Annotated in this window: 15 protein-coding genes and 1 pseudogene; 10 read left to right on the top strand and 6 right to left on the bottom strand. The window is 62.0% G+C overall.

Annotated elements, in window-relative coordinates:
• Positions 1 to 4 precede the first annotated feature (4 nt).
• From AC3FKG_RS26535 to AC3FKG_RS26545, 3 genes are all read left to right on the top strand, one after another.
• Positions 5 to 1,246, top strand: coding sequence for an NADH:flavin oxidoreductase (locus tag AC3FKG_RS26535; RefSeq protein ID WP_488744560.1), 1,242 nt, complete (start codon positions 5 to 7; stop codon positions 1,244 to 1,246).
• 71 nt (positions 1,247 to 1,317) lie between these two features.
• Positions 1,318 to 2,403: a 3-ketosteroid-9-alpha-monooxygenase, oxygenase component gene (locus AC3FKG_RS26540; protein WP_483712083.1), complete on the top strand. Its 1,086-nt coding sequence runs from the start codon at positions 1,318 to 1,320 to the stop codon at positions 2,401 to 2,403.
• 2 nt (positions 2,404 to 2,405) lie between these two features.
• Positions 2,406 to 3,197, top strand: coding sequence for an SDR family oxidoreductase (locus tag AC3FKG_RS26545; RefSeq protein ID WP_488744561.1), 792 nt, complete (start codon positions 2,406 to 2,408; stop codon positions 3,195 to 3,197).
• 116 nt (positions 3,198 to 3,313) lie between these two features.
• On the opposite strand, the gene AC3FKG_RS26550 is transcribed toward AC3FKG_RS26545, so the two are convergent.
• The 3 genes from AC3FKG_RS26550 to AC3FKG_RS26560 form a co-directional block, all read right to left on the bottom strand.
• The gene (locus AC3FKG_RS26550) at positions 3,314 to 3,427 is read right to left on the bottom strand and encodes a hypothetical protein (RefSeq protein ID WP_483712081.1); all 114 of its coding nucleotides are present in this window, start codon (positions 3,425 to 3,427) and stop codon (positions 3,314 to 3,316) included.
• A 64-nt stretch (positions 3,428 to 3,491) separates the two neighbouring features.
• Complete coding sequence (locus AC3FKG_RS26555; protein ID WP_488744562.1) at positions 3,492 to 3,773, bottom strand: 3-keto-5-aminohexanoate cleavage protein; 282 nt, start codon at positions 3,771 to 3,773, stop codon at positions 3,492 to 3,494.
• A 339-nt stretch (positions 3,774 to 4,112) separates the two neighbouring features.
• Positions 4,113 to 5,492: a DUF1329 domain-containing protein gene (locus tag AC3FKG_RS26560; protein WP_483712080.1), complete on the bottom strand. Its 1,380-nt coding sequence runs from the start codon at positions 5,490 to 5,492 to the stop codon at positions 4,113 to 4,115.
• Positions 5,493 to 6,236: 744 nt separating this feature from the next.
• Between AC3FKG_RS26560 and AC3FKG_RS26565 the strand changes: the two genes are divergently transcribed.
• Entirely contained in the window at positions 6,237 to 6,935 is a 699-nt protein-coding gene (locus AC3FKG_RS26565) for a hydrolase (protein WP_483712079.1), read from the top strand.
• 267 nt (positions 6,936 to 7,202) lie between these two features.
• Positions 7,203 to 7,469: a DUF2789 family protein gene (locus AC3FKG_RS26570; protein WP_488744563.1), complete on the top strand. Its 267-nt coding sequence runs from the start codon at positions 7,203 to 7,205 to the stop codon at positions 7,467 to 7,469.
• Between the two features lie 574 nt (positions 7,470 to 8,043).
• Here AC3FKG_RS26570 and AC3FKG_RS26575 read toward each other — a convergent pair.
• Positions 8,044 to 8,568 carry a MarR family winged helix-turn-helix transcriptional regulator gene (locus AC3FKG_RS26575; RefSeq protein ID WP_483712077.1) on the bottom strand — a complete coding sequence of 175 codons (525 nt, stop codon included), beginning with the start codon at positions 8,566 to 8,568 and terminating at the stop codon, positions 8,044 to 8,046.
• 342 nt (positions 8,569 to 8,910) lie between these two features.
• Between AC3FKG_RS26575 and AC3FKG_RS26580 the strand changes: the two are divergent.
• From AC3FKG_RS26580 to AC3FKG_RS26600, 5 genes and pseudogenes are all read left to right on the top strand, one after another.
• A pseudogene (locus tag AC3FKG_RS26580) lies at positions 8,911 to 9,480 on the top strand (tripartite tricarboxylate transporter substrate-binding protein); the annotation flags it as partial.
• Between the two features lie 295 nt (positions 9,481 to 9,775).
• Positions 9,776 to 10,861, top strand: coding sequence for a helix-turn-helix transcriptional regulator (locus tag AC3FKG_RS26585; RefSeq protein WP_488744564.1), 1,086 nt, complete (start codon positions 9,776 to 9,778; stop codon positions 10,859 to 10,861).
• Positions 10,862 to 10,924: 63 nt separating this feature from the next.
• Complete coding sequence (locus AC3FKG_RS26590; RefSeq protein WP_488744565.1) at positions 10,925 to 11,299, top strand: hypothetical protein; 375 nt, start codon at positions 10,925 to 10,927, stop codon at positions 11,297 to 11,299.
• Complete coding sequence (locus AC3FKG_RS26595) at positions 11,280 to 11,564, top strand: hypothetical protein (protein ID WP_488744566.1); 285 nt, start codon at positions 11,280 to 11,282, stop codon at positions 11,562 to 11,564. Before AC3FKG_RS26590 ends, AC3FKG_RS26595 begins: the two co-directional genes overlap by 20 nt.
• A gap of 821 nt (positions 11,565 to 12,385) precedes the next feature.
• On the top strand, positions 12,386 to 12,907 hold the full coding sequence (locus tag AC3FKG_RS26600; RefSeq protein WP_488744567.1) for a hypothetical protein: 522 nt from the start codon (positions 12,386 to 12,388) through the stop codon (positions 12,905 to 12,907).
• A gap of 663 nt (positions 12,908 to 13,570) precedes the next feature.
• On the opposite strand, the gene AC3FKG_RS26605 is transcribed toward AC3FKG_RS26600, so the two are convergent.
• Both AC3FKG_RS26605 and AC3FKG_RS26610 read right to left on the bottom strand, forming a co-directional pair.
• Positions 13,571 to 16,066, bottom strand: a complete 2,496-nt coding sequence (locus AC3FKG_RS26605; protein WP_488744568.1) for a DEAD/DEAH box helicase — start codon at positions 16,064 to 16,066, stop codon at positions 13,571 to 13,573.
• Positions 16,063 to 17,754 (bottom strand): site-specific DNA-methyltransferase, encoded by a 1,692-nt coding sequence (locus tag AC3FKG_RS26610; RefSeq protein WP_488744569.1) that lies wholly within the window; start codon positions 17,752 to 17,754, stop codon positions 16,063 to 16,065. Before AC3FKG_RS26610 ends, AC3FKG_RS26605 begins: the two co-directional genes overlap by 4 nt.
• Between the last annotated feature and the right edge of the window lie 231 nt (positions 17,755 to 17,985).

Raw genomic sequence — 17,985 nt, forward strand, 5'->3', positions numbered from 1 at the left:
CAAGATGCGCGATACCCAGGCATCCGCCGCAGCGGCCTTCACGCCGCTGCGCATCGGCCCGCTCACGCTGCGCAACCGCTTCATCAAGGCGGGCGCGAACGAAGGCATGACGCCACACGGCCTGCCCACGCAGGCGCTGGTCCGGCATCACCGCGATCTTGCCGCGGGCGGCGTGGGCATGACCACGGTAGCCTACGCGGCCGTGGCCGACGACGGGCTGACTTTCCCGCACCAGATCAGCATGCGCGCGGAGCAAGTGCCGCACCTGCGCGTGCTGACCGACGCCGTGCATCGCGAAGGCGCGGCGGCCTGCCTGCAGATCACCCACGCGGGCTCCTTCACGACCATGCGCCACGGCGGCAGCCGCGCGCCGGGCAGCGCATCGTCCGGCCTCAATGCCTTCGGCATGATGCACGGCGTGTATTTCCAGCGCGCCATGCGCGAGGCCGACATGGCGCGGGTCGCCTGTCAGTTCGCCGAGGCGGCGCGGCTGGCGCGCGAGGCCGGTTTCGATGCGGTCGAGATCCACATGGGACATGGCTACCTGCTCAACCAGTTCCTGTCGCCGCTGAGCAACCGGCGGCGCGATCCGTTCGGCGGCAGCGTGGAGAACAGGACACGCTTCCCTGCGGCGGTGCTGCGGCTGGTGAAGGATGCCGTCGGTGCCGGCCTGGCGGTGTGCTGCAAGCTCAGCGTCAGCGACTTCGTGCCGGGTGGCAACCAGCCCGGGGACTCCGCCGCGACCGCGCGCATCCTCGAGGCGGAGGGGGCCGATCTGCTGACGCTCAGTGGCGGGCGCAACGTGGAAAGCCCGTGGGCGCTGTTCGGCAGCCCGATGCCGACGGCGCAGATGAAGGCCGCGGCGCCCACCGCGCTGGCCCGCCTCGGCATCACCATGCTTGAGAAGCGCACGCCGCGCGACCTGGCCTTCCGCGAACTGTATTTCCTTGAAGCATCGCGCGTGGTGAGGCAGGCGGTGCGCATGCCGCTCGCATACGTTGGCGGCGTCAAGTCGATCGGCAATGTGGCGCAGATCATGGAAGAGGGCTTCGACGGCATCGCGCTGGCACGTGCGCTGATCCATGATCCCGCGCTGGTGGCCAACTGGCATCGCGGCACGGTGCAGCGCTCGGCCTGCGACAGCTGCAATGGCTGCGTGGCCCGTATCTACGACCCCGCCGGTGTCAGCTGCGTGCATGGTCCCGGCAACGACCCGGCGCTGGCGCGGATGGTCGCAATGCAGTAGTCCGATGGGACGATGAGCCGCCGCCCGGACGCTCTTATCTTGAAGTTCCCACGGGATATCAAGGAGACACCATGAGCACGAACGGCATCAGCGGCTACAAGATCGAATCACGCCCGCCCGCGGAGCGCTACGCGCGCGGCTGGCACTGCCTCGGGCTTGCCGACGCCTACCGCGACGGAAAGCCGCACACGCTGGACATCTTCGGCCGCCGCCTGGCCGCGTTCGCCGACTCGACCGGCGCCATCCGCGTGATCGACGGCCACTGCCCGCACATGGGCGCCGACCTCAGCACCGGCACCGTGCAGGGCGACAACCTGGTGTGCCCGTTCCACGGCTGGCAGTGGGGCGGCGACGGCGGCTGCAAGTCCATCCCCTACTGCAAGCGTGTGCCGCCCAAGGCGCGCGTCGGCGCCTGGGAGACTTGCGAGCAGAACAAGTTGCTGTTCATCTGGAACGATCCGGAGGGCCGCCCGGCGCCGCCGGAAGTGGCCATCCCGCGCATCGACGCCTGCTATTCGCCGGAGTGGTCGGACTGGGCCATCGACGAGATGGTGATTGGCACCAACTGCCGCGAGCTGGTCGACAACATCTCCGACATGGCGCATTTTGGCGTGGTACATGGCTCGCCCGTCGACTACTTCGCCAACCTGTTCGAAGACCACAAGGCCACGCAGCTGATGATCGGGCGCAGCGCGCGCCTGTCCGGCGATGCGCGGCTTACCGCGCTGTCCACGTATTTCGGGCCGGCTTACCACATCACCGAGATGACGGGCCAGATGGGCGACCAGCAGATCCACTCGATCCTGCTCAACTGCCATGTGCCGATCGACCTGAACAGTTTCGTGCTGCGCTATGGCGTGCTGGTGAAGAAGATCCCGGGGCTGTCCGAGGAACAGAACCGCGCCATGGCGCAAGCGTATGTGGAGCAGGCGCGCGCTGCGTTCTACGAGGACGTGGCGATCTGGGACCGCAAGATCCGCATCGACAACCCGTTGCTGTGCGAAGGCGACGGGCCGATGTACCAGATGCGGGACTGGTACCAGCAGTTCTACACGGACGTGGAACAGGTGCGCGCGTCCAGCGTGGCGCGGCGCGTGGTCGAGATGAACCTGGCCAACATCGAGCAGCCGGTGCTGCGGCACGTGTTCGAGGGTTGACCATGAGGACCGTGGTGGTTACCGGCGCCGCGTCCGGCATGGGCGCGGCGGTGCGCCAGCGCATGCTGGCCGACGGCTGCCGGGTGATCGGCGTGGACCTGCGCGACGCGGACATCCTTGCCGACCTGTCCACCGGGCAGGGGCGCGCTGGCGCCATCGATGCCGTGCTGTCGTGCGCGGGCGGCCGCATCGACCAGTTGGTGTGCTGCGCCGGGCTGGGCCCGCATGTCGACCCCGCCACGCTGGTGGCGTCGGTCAACTACTTCGGCGTGGTGGCCTTGCTCGACGGTTTGTTCGAGGCGCTATGCCAGGGCTCGGACCCGGGCGCGGTGGTGGTGTCGTCGAATTCGGCCACGCTGCAATCGTGGGAGGGCAGTCCGCTGCGCGATGCCTATCTTGCCGGCGACGAGGCCGGCGTGCTGGCCATGGTGGCAGCCGCCGCGCAGGCCGAAGCCACGCGCGACCAGGCCGGCTTCATCGCCTACGCGAGCTCCAAGCATGCGGTCACGGCCGCCGCGCGGCAACGCGCCGCGGGGTGGGGCCGGGCGGGGGTGCGCCTCAATGTGGTTGCGCCGGGCGCGGTGGAAACGCCGCTGTTGCAGGCGGGGCTGAACGATCCGCGCTACGGCGACGCCATCCGCGACTTCGTGCCGCCGCTGGGCCGCCGCGCCCGGCCCGAAGAGGTGGCCGCGCTGATTGCCTTCCTGTGCGGGCCGGATGCTGCCTACCTGCACGGCAACGTGGTGTTCATCGACGGCGGACTCGATGCCGCGCAGCGGCCGCTGATGTTCTGAAGCGCACGCTGGAACCCGTCCTCCTGTCTGACGGAACCTTACGAGTCCCGCCGCGTATCGACGCGCGGCGGGGCATAGTCTGCGCAGACGTTGAGGGAATGCCGTTCAGCTCAGGCTCAGGATTTCGCGAGCCTGGGCCGCGGTCGCGACAGGGCGGGCATACGCTCGCAAAGCTCGGCAACCTGGCGCACGAGCGCGGCATTGGACGGGGCGAGCCTGTTCTTGTCCATGCGCACATTGTCCTCTAGCCCGGTGCGGCAGTGCCCCCGAGTTTGAGAGACCAGCGAGCCATCGTCATCTCATTGCCGGCCGTGAGCGGCCACCGGTGGACACCTGCGTGATCATGCCCGGCGCGTGCTTGCGAATGCCTTCCAGCACCAGTGCGAAACGATCTGGATTTGACGTAGGGGTTTCGTCATCGTTGCGTACGTGGAGATGAACCAGGGTCGCGCCGGCTTCGAATGCCGCCTGGGTCGATTCCACCTGCTCGTTCACTGTGATCGGCACAGCCGGATTGTCTTTCTTGCGCGGCAGTGATCCCGTGATCGCGACAGAAATGATGCAAGGCTTGCTCATGCTTGATCTCAGTAGGTTGGATAGAGGGGCGGGGTATTTTCTGGTGCCTCCGGGGTCACCGGGACGCTGACCTCTGCGCCGGGGCTTCGTCCAACACCGATGGGGTTTGCAATGATACAAAGCGAGTATCGATGGCCACCGCACGCCGCACGCCGCACGCGGAGCGGAAGGTCGGCTGTGGGCTGGTGCGCTGCCTGCGCGCGCGGCGACGGCCCGCGGTCACGATGACGCGGACCGGCGGTGTGAGGCTTCAGCAAAAAAGCCCTTGCCGTGCGGCAAGGGCGGGTGTGGGAAGAACGGCCGGGCGAAGGGTCCGCCCGGCCCGGCGGTGTGCCGCGATCAGGTGCCCGATCCGCGCGCTGCGTCCGGCGAGAAGAGCGCCTCGCTGAATTCCGGGCTGCTGTTGAGCTTTGCCATCGGGCCCTCGTTGGTCAGGCGGTCGGCCAGGTAGGCGCCGGAGATCAGGTCGTGGTAGAACACCGTGGCGGCAGAGAAGCGGCGCGCATCATAGGCGTAGACCAGCGCCTGCAGGTTGGTGCGCCACAACTGGCCGCGGCCATCGTAATTGTCGGCGGCCACCGACTGCCAGGTGTCTTCGTCGAGATACAGCACACGCTTCGCATACTGGTGGCGGAAGCCCGGCTTCAGCGTTGCCTCCAGGACCCATACGCGATGCAGCTCGTAGCGCATGACGTCCGGGTTGGCGTGGCCATTCGTCAGCAGGTCCTTGTACTTGACCGAAGCGCTCATCAGCTTGTAGCTGTGGTACGGGACGTAGATCTCCTTCTTGCCGACGATCTTCCAGTTGTAGCGTTCGCCCGATCCGTTGAACAGGCGGTCGTCATCCACCGTGCGGAAGCCGCCGGGGCCCTGGGGCTGGTCAAAGCCGAACTCCGGCGCCTGGCGTACCCGGCGTGTGCCCGGGTTGTAGATCCACGTGCGGTTGGTGTCCGAACCTTCCTGGTCCCAGACGGTGTACCCCACGATCACCTGGCCGCGGTCACGCAAGGGCAGATCGGTTGCCGTGCGGAAGAAGGTGCGTTCGTTGAGGGGGTTCTTCGGGTCAAATTTGCCGTTGTTGCGCGGTGAAAAAATGCTGTACGAGACCCGGCCCCATGCGATCGATCCGTTCGGATAGACCACGGCCTGGTCGTACTGGGCCTTCTCGGTGCCGATGGCCGCGGAGAATCGCTGGTTCCACAGCAGTTCCATGGCCGTCTTCGGAATCGGGTACGGCACCTGCGGTCCGGCATCCTTCAGGCCATTCGCATCGGGCGTCATGCTGACGGTAGTCGCGTAGGTGCGGATGTCCTTGTACGCGGCGTCCTCGTAGCGAAAGTCGCGATGGCTGGGGTACACCGGCATCTTGAAGGTCTCGGGGTACTTCTTGAACAGCGCCTTCTCGCCTTCGCTCAGGCGCTCGGCATACTGCGCCATGTTTTGCGCGGTGATGACGAACAGCGGCTTCTCGTCGGCATACGGATCGGGATAGCGGTCGCCACGCTGGTATTTGACGTGAGGCGGAGTGCCCTGCCACTTGCCCGACCAGGCCGGGATGTCGCCGTCCTTGCTGCCGGCACGCTCCGCGCCCATGGGGGTAAGGGTGCTGTCAAGCTGCTTGAGTTCTTCCGGGGTGGCCGCTGCCCACGATGCCGCGGCCAGTGCCATGCTGGTGATCAGCACGCTGCCGCGCAACAGGTGTTTTGTTGGGGATGTCATTGAAGTCTCGCTCCTTGTAAGGGATTGCCCGGCGGCGCCCGCGCCGGTACGGAAGCCGTCGGCATTTTCCCGATGGCGGCAGTAGGACCGTCTTGATGGGCTCTACGGCGCACTGTCGGGGACCAGGCACGCGGGGCGTGTGTCGGTGAGGACAGGGTAGAGAGCGGGGGCTGATGGTGAATCGTTGGAATGGACTAGAGGGTTTCCCTAGCCTAGGGCGGGGCGTTCTTGGCACGCGCCGCTGTTTTGCCGGCGTAGCGGCCGGGGCCTTTGGTAAGGACTGGAGGGCCGTGCCTGGCAGGCGCCGCGGTTTCGCCGGCGTAGCCGTCGATGAAGGTCAGTCTTGGCCGAGTTCGGTAAAGGTCTCGGCCGGTCGAACATCTCGTTCCCGCATTCGTCGAACCCGTGATGCGAATCCAGGATAGGGAAGAGGGCATTGCCTACGCGAAGCCGCTGTCGCAGTCGGGCGAGCCCATCGGGCGAATCAAAGTGGCCGGGAGGAGCGTTGATAGCTGGTTCCGGGCCGCCACTGGCCGGGCCGGGCGGGTTCTCGATGGTTTGACGGATATTCAGTAATTTTGAATGACTATGACAGCGATACGTCATTTCCTCCGGGGTGACGGTCGCTATAGTGCTGCACATGGACGGCGAAAAAAGAACCAGCAAGCCAATCAGAGCGCCGGATGCGCGGTCCGGCAAAACCTCAAACTTATTGAATTACCCTTTTATATACCGGAGAACATCATGTCGAACGCCAAACTGCAAGTCCTGACCCCGCGCAACAGCCAGCTCATCATCATCGACCATCAGCCCCAGATGGCCTTCGGCGTGCAGTCGATGGACCGCCAGACCATGAAGAACAACGTCGTGGGCCTGGCCAAGGCAGCAAAAATCTTCGACGTGCCGACCACTATCACCACGGTGGAAAGCGATTCGTTCTCTGGCTACACCTACCCCGAACTGCTCGACGTGTTCCCAGGCAAGCAAACGCTGGAGCGCAGCTCGATGAACTCGTGGGACGACCAGAAGGTGCGCGACGCGCTGGCCGCCAACGGCAGCAAGAAGATTATCGTCGCTGGTCTGTGGACCGAGGTCTGCAATACCACGTTCGCCCTGAGCGCGATGCTCGAAGGCGACTACGAGATTTACATGGTGGCCGACGCTTCTGGCGGCACGACGAAGGAAGCACACGACTACGCGATGCAGCGCATGATCCAGGCCGGCGTGGTGCCGGTGACGTGGCAGCAGGTCATGCTGGAGTGGCAACGCGACTGGAAGAACCGCGAAACGTACGACGAGGTCATGGCCGTGGCCAAGGAGCACTCGGGCGCGTACGGCATGGGCGTTGACTACGCCTACACGATGGTGCACAAGGCCGCCCAGCGCACGCAGACGCCGCACCAATCGATTGCTCCCGTGCATGCGCCGGTGACTGAGTACTGATATCCAAGGTCGGTGGCGCGGCATTGAGAACCGGGCCACTCCGAATACGCGCACTGGAAGGGCGGCAACCGCTATGGCTCGCAATCACAAACTCAGTCGTAAGGTGGAAATGGCCGCGGTCGCCTTCGCGACGGGATTTTCGGCTCACGGGCACACCTCTTCGTCCCTCGGGGTAGTGGCTGGAACGCTGGCGGTTTGCGCCCTGGTCGCACGCAGCGCGTTCAACAAGTGCTCGCCGAAGGCGGACCTGGTGTTGCTGCCCCAGACATGACGATCAACGTCGCGGTGCGCGCGTTTAAAAAAGAGAAATCAATCATGACCAGGCAGTTTCCGACTTTCGTCGATCCCAATCTTGGGCTACCCACCGACGAAGCCGCCATCGGCGAGTTTATTGCCGCACACTCACCTTTACCGCGCGGCGTCGATGAGTTGTGCGAGGCGTCATTCTGTACACCATCTCGGGCAGCATTGCTGCGAGACGAATTTATGCATGACGCGCGGTGCTACGCAGCGCAAGATTCAGTCGGTCAATGAGGGGTACCCAGTCATTGCGTAGCTATGGGCCATGTTCATACGCTTCTCTGACGGGTGAGAGCGGAAGTTACGTGCAGGTGGCTGGGGGCGGCATCACTTGCATGGTCGAGCATTTCGACGCCGGCACCGGGACGCGCTCAAGAGCGTTCCCACGGCAAGCCTAATCTGGTGTTCCCGGACGGGACCATATTGGCCTTCCGGGCGGGAAACATTCCGATGCGCTCCGATGAATGGTTCACGGCGACACAAGTCATCGACATTTTTTCCGCTTTCCTTAACCGCACTTCGCTGCCGGCGTTAGTTCAGTGGAGACCAGCTCCAGGCTTCCGAAATACCAAACTTCTGGTGGGGCGAGCCCCCTGATCGCATACGCTTGAACTGCAAATGTATCCATCGTTAAACCAAGAACAGCGCGTTCTATGTGACCGGTTCAATGCCAAGTTCACCGAATGCGGGTGCCAGCGCGGACGTAGCCGGAGAAGTCAACCTTTCTGCATTACCCATTAAGCGACTGGGAAGAGGGCGTCGATCTTTCGCAATCGGTACTAGTGTGACCGGCAGGGAAAAGTGTCCCTTATCCCTGGCCCTTCAGCAATTTCTTCAACCCCAGATAGACCGCCCGACGCTCCTCCGGCTCCAACTGCCGGATCACGTCCGCCTGCCCGCGCCGCGCCAGCGGCATCACCTCGTCATGCAGGGCAATCCCGGCTTCCGTCACGCTGCAGATCAGCTTCTTGCGCGGCGTGTTCCCTTCTGTCTCCAGCAACACAAGCCCCCGTTCCTCCAATAGCCGCAGCGTGCGGCTGACCAGCGCCTTGTCCGACGTGGACTGCACCACCAGTTCCGCGAAGGGCAGCCGCCGCGCGTAGGCCAGCAGCGCCAGGATGCGCCATTCCGGCACGGTCAGCCCGAACTGTTCGGCATAGGGCTGGGTCACCGTGCTCCTCAGCCGGGTGATGAGCTGGCTCAGCATGGTGGTCAGGAAGTTGTCCACCGTCAGGCCGCTGCCGGCTTCGTCCAGGTCCGTCCAGGGGCTGTCGTCCGTGCGGGGCGCCGGCTGAACTTGCTGGCCTGTTGCAGGCCCGGTTTTTCGGGTCATCGAGTTTTTCCAGTTGAGATGGATTGGACGCACGTGCCGCGCGGGCGGGCTGCAAGCGGCGCGGAGGGCGCCAGATTGTCTCACGGGCGAACGCTTTGCCGGCTTGTGTGCACATTGCGCCTTAGCGTTTCGACAAATGTAAACGTATTCATGTCAATAGGGGATTAACGTAAGTTGAGTAGTCAATAAACGCGACCTACGATAGATGAATGTTCCTGTAGTGAACATGCGTTTTACCAATAAAACATCCGTAGAGATGTTTCCCATCGAGCCACCCCCTGTCTTCGCGTTGAGCACAACCGACCAGATTCCCGCCGCGGAGCGCCCCCACAGGAGCTGTTGATGAATCGAGACCGCCGACTTTTCCTTGCCGCCACTGCCATGGCGGCACTGGCGCTTGCCGCGGACAGCGCGGCCGCCGCCGCAGCCTATCCGACCAAGACCGTGACCATGGTCGTCGCCTATCCGCCGGGCGGTGATACCGACGCCATGGCGCGGCTGTATGCCGACAAGTTGTCCGCGCGCCTCAAGCAACCGGTGATCGTGGAGAACCGGCCCGGCGCGGCGGGTGTAGTGGGAACCTCGTTCGTGAGCCGCGCGCCGGCCGACGGGTACACGCTGCTCTATACGCCGAACCCGTTCACGCTAGCGCCAATGGTGCTCAAGCTGGCCCCGGCGGCCAGTTATGACCCGCTGCACGGCTTCACGCCCGTGATCCAGACCGCGGTGCAGGCGGTGCTGCTGGTCGCCAATCCGGCCGCCGGCGTCAAGACGGTGCCGGAGATGATCGCCGCCGCGAAGGCCGGCAAGAACTTTACCTATGGCAGCCCGGGCGCCGGCTCGCCGATGCACATTGCCGGCGAGATGCTGAACCGAGCCGCCGGCGTGAAGATCCAGCACGTGCCGTACAAGCGCACGTAGAATCCAAGCCTGGCGCGGCTCTCCGGGAAGTTGACGCGATTTTCGATGCGTTCCCGCCATTATCCCGACCTCGCCCGGTTACGTTTTGTCGCGATTTTCTCCCCCTCCGTACCCCGTTTAGGTCTTTTCAGAATCCACCCAAATTTGTAAACGTATGCCAAGCTCCAACCCATTGATTATTCTGGGATTGGCGCCGTTTAGGGGTTTACTCTCAGATGCCCATAGGTACCCGGAGAGCTAGACTGCACGCGGCTTTGGCCGTTTCAAATTTTCAAGGGGGACAGAGATGTACGGATTCGACCAGTCCGACTGGTTCTACCGAACGGACCACCAAGGGAACCGCTTACGCGCGGACATCCCCTACAAAGACCTGGCCGCAATGATCGAGATCGTCGCAGCAGCGCGAAGGGCGAACACCGCTGCCCTTGAAGCCAGGACACCGAAGCGAGCGAGTCTCAAGTCTTCCCTCGGCAACGTTGCCATCAGCACCTACCAGGACGAAGCCGGCGCAGCACCATCAGCACCACCAGATCTCCGGGAGACGATCCTGCGCGCGGACAGCGCCCCCACCGCCAGGAACGGCCGCGATGCCCTCGAGGCGATCTTCAGCGGCACCCCCATCCCGGATAACCTCCTCCCGGCGATACCGCAGGCACCGACACCGGCCGCAGCGAGCGTCACCAGGATCGGTAAGGAACGCATAGCAGACGGCCACACGAAGCCGCGCTACCCCCAGCCGACCCGATTCCTAGAGGCACCGCCAAACCCGGTCCAGGTCGCCATCGACTCCGGCATCCACTACATGCGCGCCTGGCGCGAGCATCGCGGCTACACCCGCGAGGAAGCCGCCGAGCTGTACGGCTGCACCGCAGACAACATCGCCCAGTACGAGTTGCCCATCCGCGCCTTCATGCGCAAAGAACCGATGCGGCGATTTGCCCAGGCATACGACTGCACCGTCGACCAGCTCACGCCGCACCCGAAGCAGCCCCGCTGCAAGTTGGTGGTCGTGCAAGAGACAGGCCGCCAGCCAGCTACGTCGGTCCCTGCGAAAGCGGAAGGCCCGCGTCTCGCTCCGGAAGGCACGCAATGGCCCGACGGCGTTCTCAAGCATGTACGTCGCGGCCTGGGCATGGTCGCAGCCTGGCGCGAGCATCGCGACATGACGCTCAAGCACGCTGCTAAGCAGTATGGCTGCACCGCTCAAGCGTTCAAGGTCATCGAAGGGAACACAAACATGCGAGAAAAGACGCGCGACAAACTCGCTCGCGTCTTCCATTGCAAACCCGAGCAGCTCATGTTGCCGGTTGAGTTTGAACAGCATCAGCGCCGAGTCATGCCGTCAATGAGCATGGCGAGCGCCAGCGCCTAAGCGCTTTTGTCAGACGCGATTACCACGGTCGGGGTTTGGATTAGATCTGGGGGTAAAAACAAAATGATTTTTGAAAGATACGAGCTGACTGCCTCATGGCCGGTGCTCGATGCGGGAATCAGCGTGCTCGAGCGAGGCGTGCGCAGTGAAAGGGCGCAGCGCAACTTCGATCAACTGCTGCCTCGCCTCGCGTTGCGCCGCCTTTTAGAGCGACAGGGATACGAAGCCCTGATGGAGCTTGCCTGCAACCTCGCCGATGAGATCGAGCAGGTCCAGGTCGCGCGCGGCCTCACGACCTGGATCATGGTCTGGTGGTACCTGGCCCGCACCAGGGTACCCATCGAACTGCTTCCCACACACTGCCAACCCTTCGCTGCAGCGCTCCTCGCGATCGAAGCGAAACAAGAGGAGAGCCAACATGAACCGACAATGCACTGAGCATGAACATCATTCCGCTGAGGAATTCTTTCAGCAAGCCTATCTGCTGCTGACCCAGGGCAAGGTAACGCAACACACCTGCGAGGAGTGCCATCACAGGTACTACTTGGCGGTCATGGAGCTGTCGGCATACATGGCATCCTCAGCAGGCGACGCCTACTGCGAACGCACGATGCATACCGCTCTGGACGTCGTCAATGAGATGGGAAGTAAACCAATTTACGACCTCACCCGTAAACGCATTGGATCAGAACCCCCACGTTAGTTTGGCCTCGGTGCCGCGATGTCTGGGCTACCATCGCGGCACCGAACGGCAACAACAAAACCCAATCACCGCCAGGAGCACGACCATGTCACGTCACTACACTGCAGCGAACTTGCGACAGACGGCCGAGGAGGCATTCAAGCTAATGCATGAGCTTCTACATCGCGAGTTCGACCAGCCACACCTCTTAGAGTGTGCGCACTGCAGAGAACGACTCGCACACATGATCGCGGCGCATTGGATGGCCGAAACAGAGAGAGAGCGAAGGACAGCTCATCTCAAGCCAAACGCAACACATCTAAAGCCTGATGAGGCCGCAGCGTACTGCGGCACCACGCCGGCCGTTCTTGGCTCCCTTCGCTATTACGGCAAAGGTCCAGAGTTTGATAAGAGCACGACGAGCGGCCGCATAACCTACTCAGTAGAGGCACTCGATAGATGGTTAAAGACAAAGTCAATGGGATAACAGAGACACCCATCACCACCGATCCGCGTGATGCGGAACTCGACAGACTCACAAGCTTGGTTGCCGCAATGGCATTTGAACTTGGCTGCACGCGCGGCTTGCTTTCACGCGTCCTCAAGTTGCCTCCACCTCTTAAGTCCGACTCAGTCCTCTCTGAGGAGTTAGAGCATTCCGACCATCGCCTCTGCCGCGTCCTTTCACGCGAGACAGTCCTCGCATTGAGCGGATACGCAGCTCCTACGTGCGCTCATACAGTCCAGCGCGTACTGCGACAAACCCGCCGCAGGAAAATTGGTCATCATGAAGGTCCCGATCGAGGTCTACCAGGGGGCCGCGCGTTGAGCCGGAATGAGCCATGAACGATAACGGTCTGAAGCAATGCGCCTACTGCGAGAGCGCCGAATGCATGGTGGTCACGCGCAACGGCGCCTATAGCGGCCATTGCCACCTCTGCGGTGCGCTCGGCCCGCGCATGGAAACCCCACACGAAGCCGCCAGCGCCTGGAATCACAGGCCATTCGAGCTGGTCGCGCTCAAGGCCCAGGCGGAATCGCTTGAGGCGCTGGCCCACTCGAATGCGCACCGGACGCAGGAGCGGCAGTACGCCGAGAAACTGAGCGAGGCCGCCGCCCCCATCGCTCTCTGGTGGACGATGAGCGAGGCCGCGATGAGCCGCGACGGAGAGCCGATGGTGCCGGACCAGGTCGTGCTCCACCAGGCGAGCGCGAGCGTGACGGTCGCCGAGCTGCGCGCCGTGGTCGACGCCATACGCGTGCCCTTGACCGATGCCGAGCGCGAGCAAGCACTGCGCGCGGTCGCCGCGAGGATCCGCCATGAGTTCGGGTTTGACGATCCGGGAGAGAAGCATGCCGATTAAGCCCTGGTCCCCGGAGGATACGCATACTTGTTAGGACGGACCGAGTCTCAGCGCGCGCGGCTCAGAGAAATATTCCGCAAGATGTACGGACACCGAAGCGATATCGTTCATGGACGCGCGGGACAACTGTCAGACGAGCACCGGCGTGCAGGCATGTACGCCACCGATATGCTTGAGGCGGTCCTGGTTAAGGAAACCAATAACCTGCTGAGCTGGTTGCACTCCAGACCAAAGAAGTCATGAACGATCCGGCAGCGCTCCATTCCGCTCGGGCCTGAAATGAAGCCGGATGCGGCCGAAACAGCATCCCAATTGCAACACCAATCTGTTTCATTTGAAACAGCCGCTCACAACGCGCTGTTAACGGACACCGGAAAGTTCTACAATTGCCCGGTCGTCCCCACCAGCACTCACGCACCCTCGGTCGTGCTCCTGGCGGAAATCTACCGAACGGCGTCAGGTGCCCTCGATCACCTGGCGGCGCGGCCGGTGGGGGCGGCTCCCAGCTTGAGGAGAGACGATCTGGACAAACCCGCCATCTGGCGGGTTTTTTTGGTTCATCGCCGATCTGCGGGGTGACTGAGGGTCGCAGAACGACCCAAAGGAGACGGCCGACTTTCCCGAAAGCTGCCACAGTACCTTTCCAGAGCCTGTTCTCTCCAATCAGGAGTAGCGCATGCGGGGCACTTCGAACTTCCCGTCATCTGCAAGATTGCCGTCGCTGACTTTGCGCCAGAAGCGGAAGCTGCCATCGTTGCCCAACTCTTTGCCGACCATGAACACACGGCCGTATTTCACATGCACAGCCGCAGCCTTGGCACGGTCGAAATATTGCAAGTGCGGGCCTTTCACTTCGGATAGCGCGACGCCGTCGCCTTCGGTTCGCTCGTTGACCTGCAGCACAAAGTCAGGAAAAAACCCGATACCGTCGGCCCATTTGTACAGGGCCACACTCGACGGCTTGCGCACGGGATTGCGGTGCCACCAAATCACATCGGGAGATGTGTCCAGTTGCTCGGCAAACTCGCGTTCCTGTGGGCTCATATCGGCCGGGAACACGCCGTAGACGTTGCGGGCCGCAGGCTCCAATGGCGTTTCACTCACCAGGGAGTCCGGGAGGTGGACCATCGCAGCCTGGACCTGCTCCGCTCGCATGCGCTTGTGGGCTTCCTTGACCAGATTGGGGTTCCGAACCAGGACCAGTTCCAACTGGTGAGTCAGCTCTTCATCGGACTCGGGCGGGACATGACCTTCAGCGATGAGAGTGTCTTTGAACCGCTTCTTGAGCGCCTGCAGCATCTCCCGGCGGTCCACATCCTCAAACTCAAACGCTAGCTGGCGAGCCTTTTCGGCAATCATCGGAACAGATACCTGGGCCCAGATGTCTCGGTCCTCCACAGCTTCAGTCGTGTCAAAAACGTCAGTGGTGCGCTCGGTCATCTTCGAGCGCACCTTCAGGCGGTCACCCAGCACCTTGGCAAAGTCGATGCAGCTCACTAGGCGATCTTCGAAGTCGTCCGGCACTGCGGGCAGAGATTCAGTTACCAGCGAGCCCGGCGTGCCTTCACGGCGCTTATAGACGAACTGCTGGTCGTTTTGGGCGTCCAGTTCGAATGCCTTGGTCAGGAGCGTGTGTCCTTCCTTGTAGCCGGGTAAGAAGCCTGACGGCGGAGTGGTCAGCACTTGGAAAAGCGGCGACTGCTCCATCAGAGGTGGAGGCACATAGCTGGGCGTAGCGCCCGGCTTTTCTGCGCTCGGCGCTGCAGTTGGCGTGCTGTCCTGTTGCGGCAGCAGGCTCAGCGACTGGCCTGGCTTGACCACTTGAACAGTTGGTTCGCCGGCCACTACGGTAACCACGGTCGACGCGGCGGCCTGCGCCATCTGCTCCGGCATCTGGTTGATTTGGGCTGCAGCATTCACCAGGCCCTCTTGAGCAGCACTGTTGGCAAGGAAGACATAGCCGTAGCTCAGCAGCTTCGGCGACGTGTCCAAGCGACCCTGGAGGCTGCGGTGCACGCGCATGATGCGGCCAACGACTTGGATACCGAAATCGACATCACGGGTGCCACGCAGGGCTGCCAGGGTGAAGGCGCGGGGCGCATCAAAGCCCGTGGCAATCGCCATCTTGAAAAGAATCACCTCTACGCTGGGGTCATTTGCCAAGGCGTCCAGATTGGGGTCCGGCTCATCGGCGGTATGTTCGCGGACAGCTGACTCGGGGAACTTCAAAACGTCGACCAGGTACGCTTTGGCATCCTTAATGGCCTGCCCCCCGTTTGGCACCTGCACAAGCATCAGTGGCGTCAGGCCGATACCTTCATCCACCAGCGTCCTCTTGATGAGCCGATGCATGGCTGCGCACTCGGACAGCGCAACCTCTTCATAGGCCACAAGTTGAGCATCATCTGCGTTCTGGCTGATGAAGCGAGCCGCTTTGACGGAGCGCTTGAGCAACTGGGCATCAACACCTTCTGTGCGGGAAACGGAAGCCCATTCATTCGGCGAGCCGATGCGGTAGCCCGTCTGCGCGGCGAACTTGCCGGCATCAGCATCGCGCGGTGTCGCGGTCATCATCAGCACATAGTCCGGTGCGAGCACCTGGGCGAAAAAACGGCCTGCTTCGGTAGCACGAACAAAGCCATGGTGCGCTTCATCCACTACCACGCCAATGCGGTATCCCTGGGCACGGGCGGCGCCAATCAGGTCATCAATGGACCAACCTGCATCGCTGTCCTGGCGGGCCAGTCGGCTCTCCTTGCTTCGTGCAGCTACCGTCTGCCACGACAGGACAAAAATGCTGCCGTCAGCCAGCTTGTCTGGGCTGCGGTCAGAGTCAATGCTTAGCAAATTGAGTGTCGGTGCCTGGCGGGTGAGCGCTGCCTTGGCTTGGGCGAGGACCCCGGTAAAGGGAGCAAACCAGAACCAGATGACCCGGTCTTTGGTGGAAAACTCTGCCAACAGTTCGCAAGCCATCAGCGTCTTCCCGATACCGGTCGGTGCCTGGAGCATGACGCAGGCGCCGTTCTGCCGAGCGACAGTCAGCTGTTTCGGGTCCGGCCTCGTGCCCAAGGCGTCATAGGTCGCCTTCAGGTCTTCAAATCGAGCAACTAGTGCGCCAATGTGCTTGGACTGAAACTCCAGTGGCGAAATGCGGCTCATGCCGGCTCCCCTTGATTTTGACTCTCAGATTGTTCTTCTTGGGCATCACGTACGTTGCCTTGCTTAAATGCGCGGCGGAAGTCGTGGGGCACGGAAACCAGGCGGATGCGGTGCATGTGTTCTTCCAGCCGCTCAGCAACCACGGCAGGTGCCCAGGTCATGACCACAGCGACACCGCTATGCTGCGTGATTGCCGCCTCCAGCTTTTCGAGGGTGGCCGTTTTGACATTGCTGCAGTAGGCAACCATGTGCTCGCCTTGGACGGACACTGACAGTCCAGGAGTGGCTGGGGTCAGCGGATGACGACAGGCCTGTAGAGCAAACGTCCAGGCCATGTTATCGGTGACGCCTTCCTCCAAGCGATGCATGGGCACGCGGGTAGCCTTCATATAGGCAAAGTTCCCTCCCAAACCATCAACCTTTTCGCCGCTTCCGTTCTCGTAGCCTTCAATGGCATTTCGCACGCGTGCGGCGCAGACGTCTCGGCACAAGTTCCGCTCAGGCTCATCCACCGTGGCCTCTGTGCTGGATACCAGCACGAATCTGCGCTGCCCACCATCCTCCTTGTTCAATGCCAGCAGCGCTTGAGCCAGCGTACCGGACCCGGCAAAGAAATCGACAACGAGATCGCCAGGTTTAGTTGCCAAGCGCAAGATGCGGTCCATCAGTTGCAAAGGCTTGGGCGTGGAAAACACATCTTCGTTGCGGGACTTGGGGAGTATCGCGTTCAGTTGCTTCTTTGCGTCTTGAGTGTGGCCCACATCGTCGTAAGTCCAAAGCGTTTGCGGTACGACGCCTTGTTTGACTTCCGACAGGAAACGCTTGATGCGCGGGGTGTTATTTCCGTCTTTGCCCCACCAGATGCGCCCATCTTTATCCAGCTCTTCAAACTTGGCTTTGGATACCCGCCAGTAGGAGCCGGCCGGAGGGCCTTCAATTACGCGCCCTGACGGGCAGGTAATTGGGTATCGGCCTTCGCCGTAGAAATTCCGTGCGGCCAAGTCGCCCGATGTCCAGACGCCGCGTGGGTCTTTGTCGGGATTCTTGTAGGCCTTGTCCTGGCCCGCTGATCGCGGAAGCGGGTTGGGCCGCCACTTCTCCTTATTGAGCGCATAGACGAGCACATACTCATGGTCATCAGAGAAATGGACCGCAGTGTTCTTGGGCGAGAAGACTTTCTGCCAGATTGCGTTGGCCACAAAGTTTTGTTCGCCAAACACTTGGTTCATCAACAAGCCAAGGTTGAACAGCTCATTGTCATCAATAGAGATAAAGATGACACCGTCTTCTGCCAGTAGATTCTTGGCCAGGCTTAACCGCTGGTGCATGAACTCCAGCCAAGTGGAGTGCCTGTACCTATTGGTCGCATCAAAGTAGCTGTCGTTGTAAACAAAATCTTTGCGACCCGTGTTGTACGGAGGATCAATGTAGATCAGCTTGACCTGGCCGGCATGGGTCGTCACAAGATGACGCAGTGCATCGAAGTTATCGCCCTCTACGACCACATTGGTCCAGGGACCTTCGCCAACCGACAGCCCAGCATTCAGCTCGAAACCGACAAAGTCTCGGTTGAGTGACTTGTCTTGCGGGATACTGTCGCGCTCCCAGCGCAAACCATAGCGCGCCAAGGCATCGCGCCTTTGCAGCACAGCAATCAGCTCTTCCCGAGTCAGGTTGTCGTAGTTCACGTAGAAACACCAATTTTTGCCAACCGGCGATTTTACTCCAACGCAGGTAATCCGGAAGGCACTTCCTGCGCGACGAAGTTCGAATGTCCGGACCTGGCCGAACTCGGCCGTCGAACTATCGGCCTTCCCGAACACGGCGATGAACCAAAAAGGCAGGGTGGTGTGGATGGGCAGAGTAAACCCTATGCACCGGCAAACTCGCTTGTGACGCGGGATTCATCCGGAAGGCGA

The sequence above is a fragment of the Cupriavidus sp. 22TCCZM04-2 genome (assembly GCF_057798895.1).

Bases quoted from the DNA above. Each gene is read 5' to 3' on its own strand.
- AC3FKG_RS26535 (WP_488744560.1), top strand. From the start codon at position 5: ATGCGCGATACCCAGGCATCCGCCGCAGCGGCCTTCACGCCGCTGCGC.
- AC3FKG_RS26540 (WP_483712083.1), top strand. From the start codon at position 1,318: ATGAGCACGAACGGCATCAGCGGCTACAAGATCGAATCACGCCCGCCC.
- AC3FKG_RS26545 (WP_488744561.1), top strand. From the start codon at position 2,406: ATGAGGACCGTGGTGGTTACCGGCGCCGCGTCCGGCATGGGCGCGGCG.
- AC3FKG_RS26550 (WP_483712081.1), bottom strand. From the start codon at position 3,427: ATGGACAAGAACAGGCTCGCCCCGTCCAATGCCGCGCTCGTGCGCCAG.
- AC3FKG_RS26555 (WP_488744562.1), bottom strand. From the start codon at position 3,773: ATGAGCAAGCCTTGCATCATTTCTGTCGCGATCACGGGATCACTGCCG.
- AC3FKG_RS26560 (WP_483712080.1), bottom strand. From the start codon at position 5,492: ATGACATCCCCAACAAAACACCTGTTGCGCGGCAGCGTGCTGATCACC.
- AC3FKG_RS26565 (WP_483712079.1), top strand. From the start codon at position 6,237: ATGTCGAACGCCAAACTGCAAGTCCTGACCCCGCGCAACAGCCAGCTC.
- AC3FKG_RS26570 (WP_488744563.1), top strand. From the start codon at position 7,203: ATGACGATCAACGTCGCGGTGCGCGCGTTTAAAAAAGAGAAATCAATC.
- AC3FKG_RS26575 (WP_483712077.1), bottom strand. From the start codon at position 8,568: ATGACCCGAAAAACCGGGCCTGCAACAGGCCAGCAAGTTCAGCCGGCG.
- AC3FKG_RS26585 (WP_488744564.1), top strand. From the start codon at position 9,776: ATGTACGGATTCGACCAGTCCGACTGGTTCTACCGAACGGACCACCAA.
- AC3FKG_RS26590 (WP_488744565.1), top strand. From the start codon at position 10,925: ATGATTTTTGAAAGATACGAGCTGACTGCCTCATGGCCGGTGCTCGAT.
- AC3FKG_RS26595 (WP_488744566.1), top strand. From the start codon at position 11,280: ATGAACCGACAATGCACTGAGCATGAACATCATTCCGCTGAGGAATTC.
- AC3FKG_RS26600 (WP_488744567.1), top strand. From the start codon at position 12,386: ATGAACGATAACGGTCTGAAGCAATGCGCCTACTGCGAGAGCGCCGAA.
- AC3FKG_RS26605 (WP_488744568.1), bottom strand. From the start codon at position 16,066: ATGAGCCGCATTTCGCCACTGGAGTTTCAGTCCAAGCACATTGGCGCA.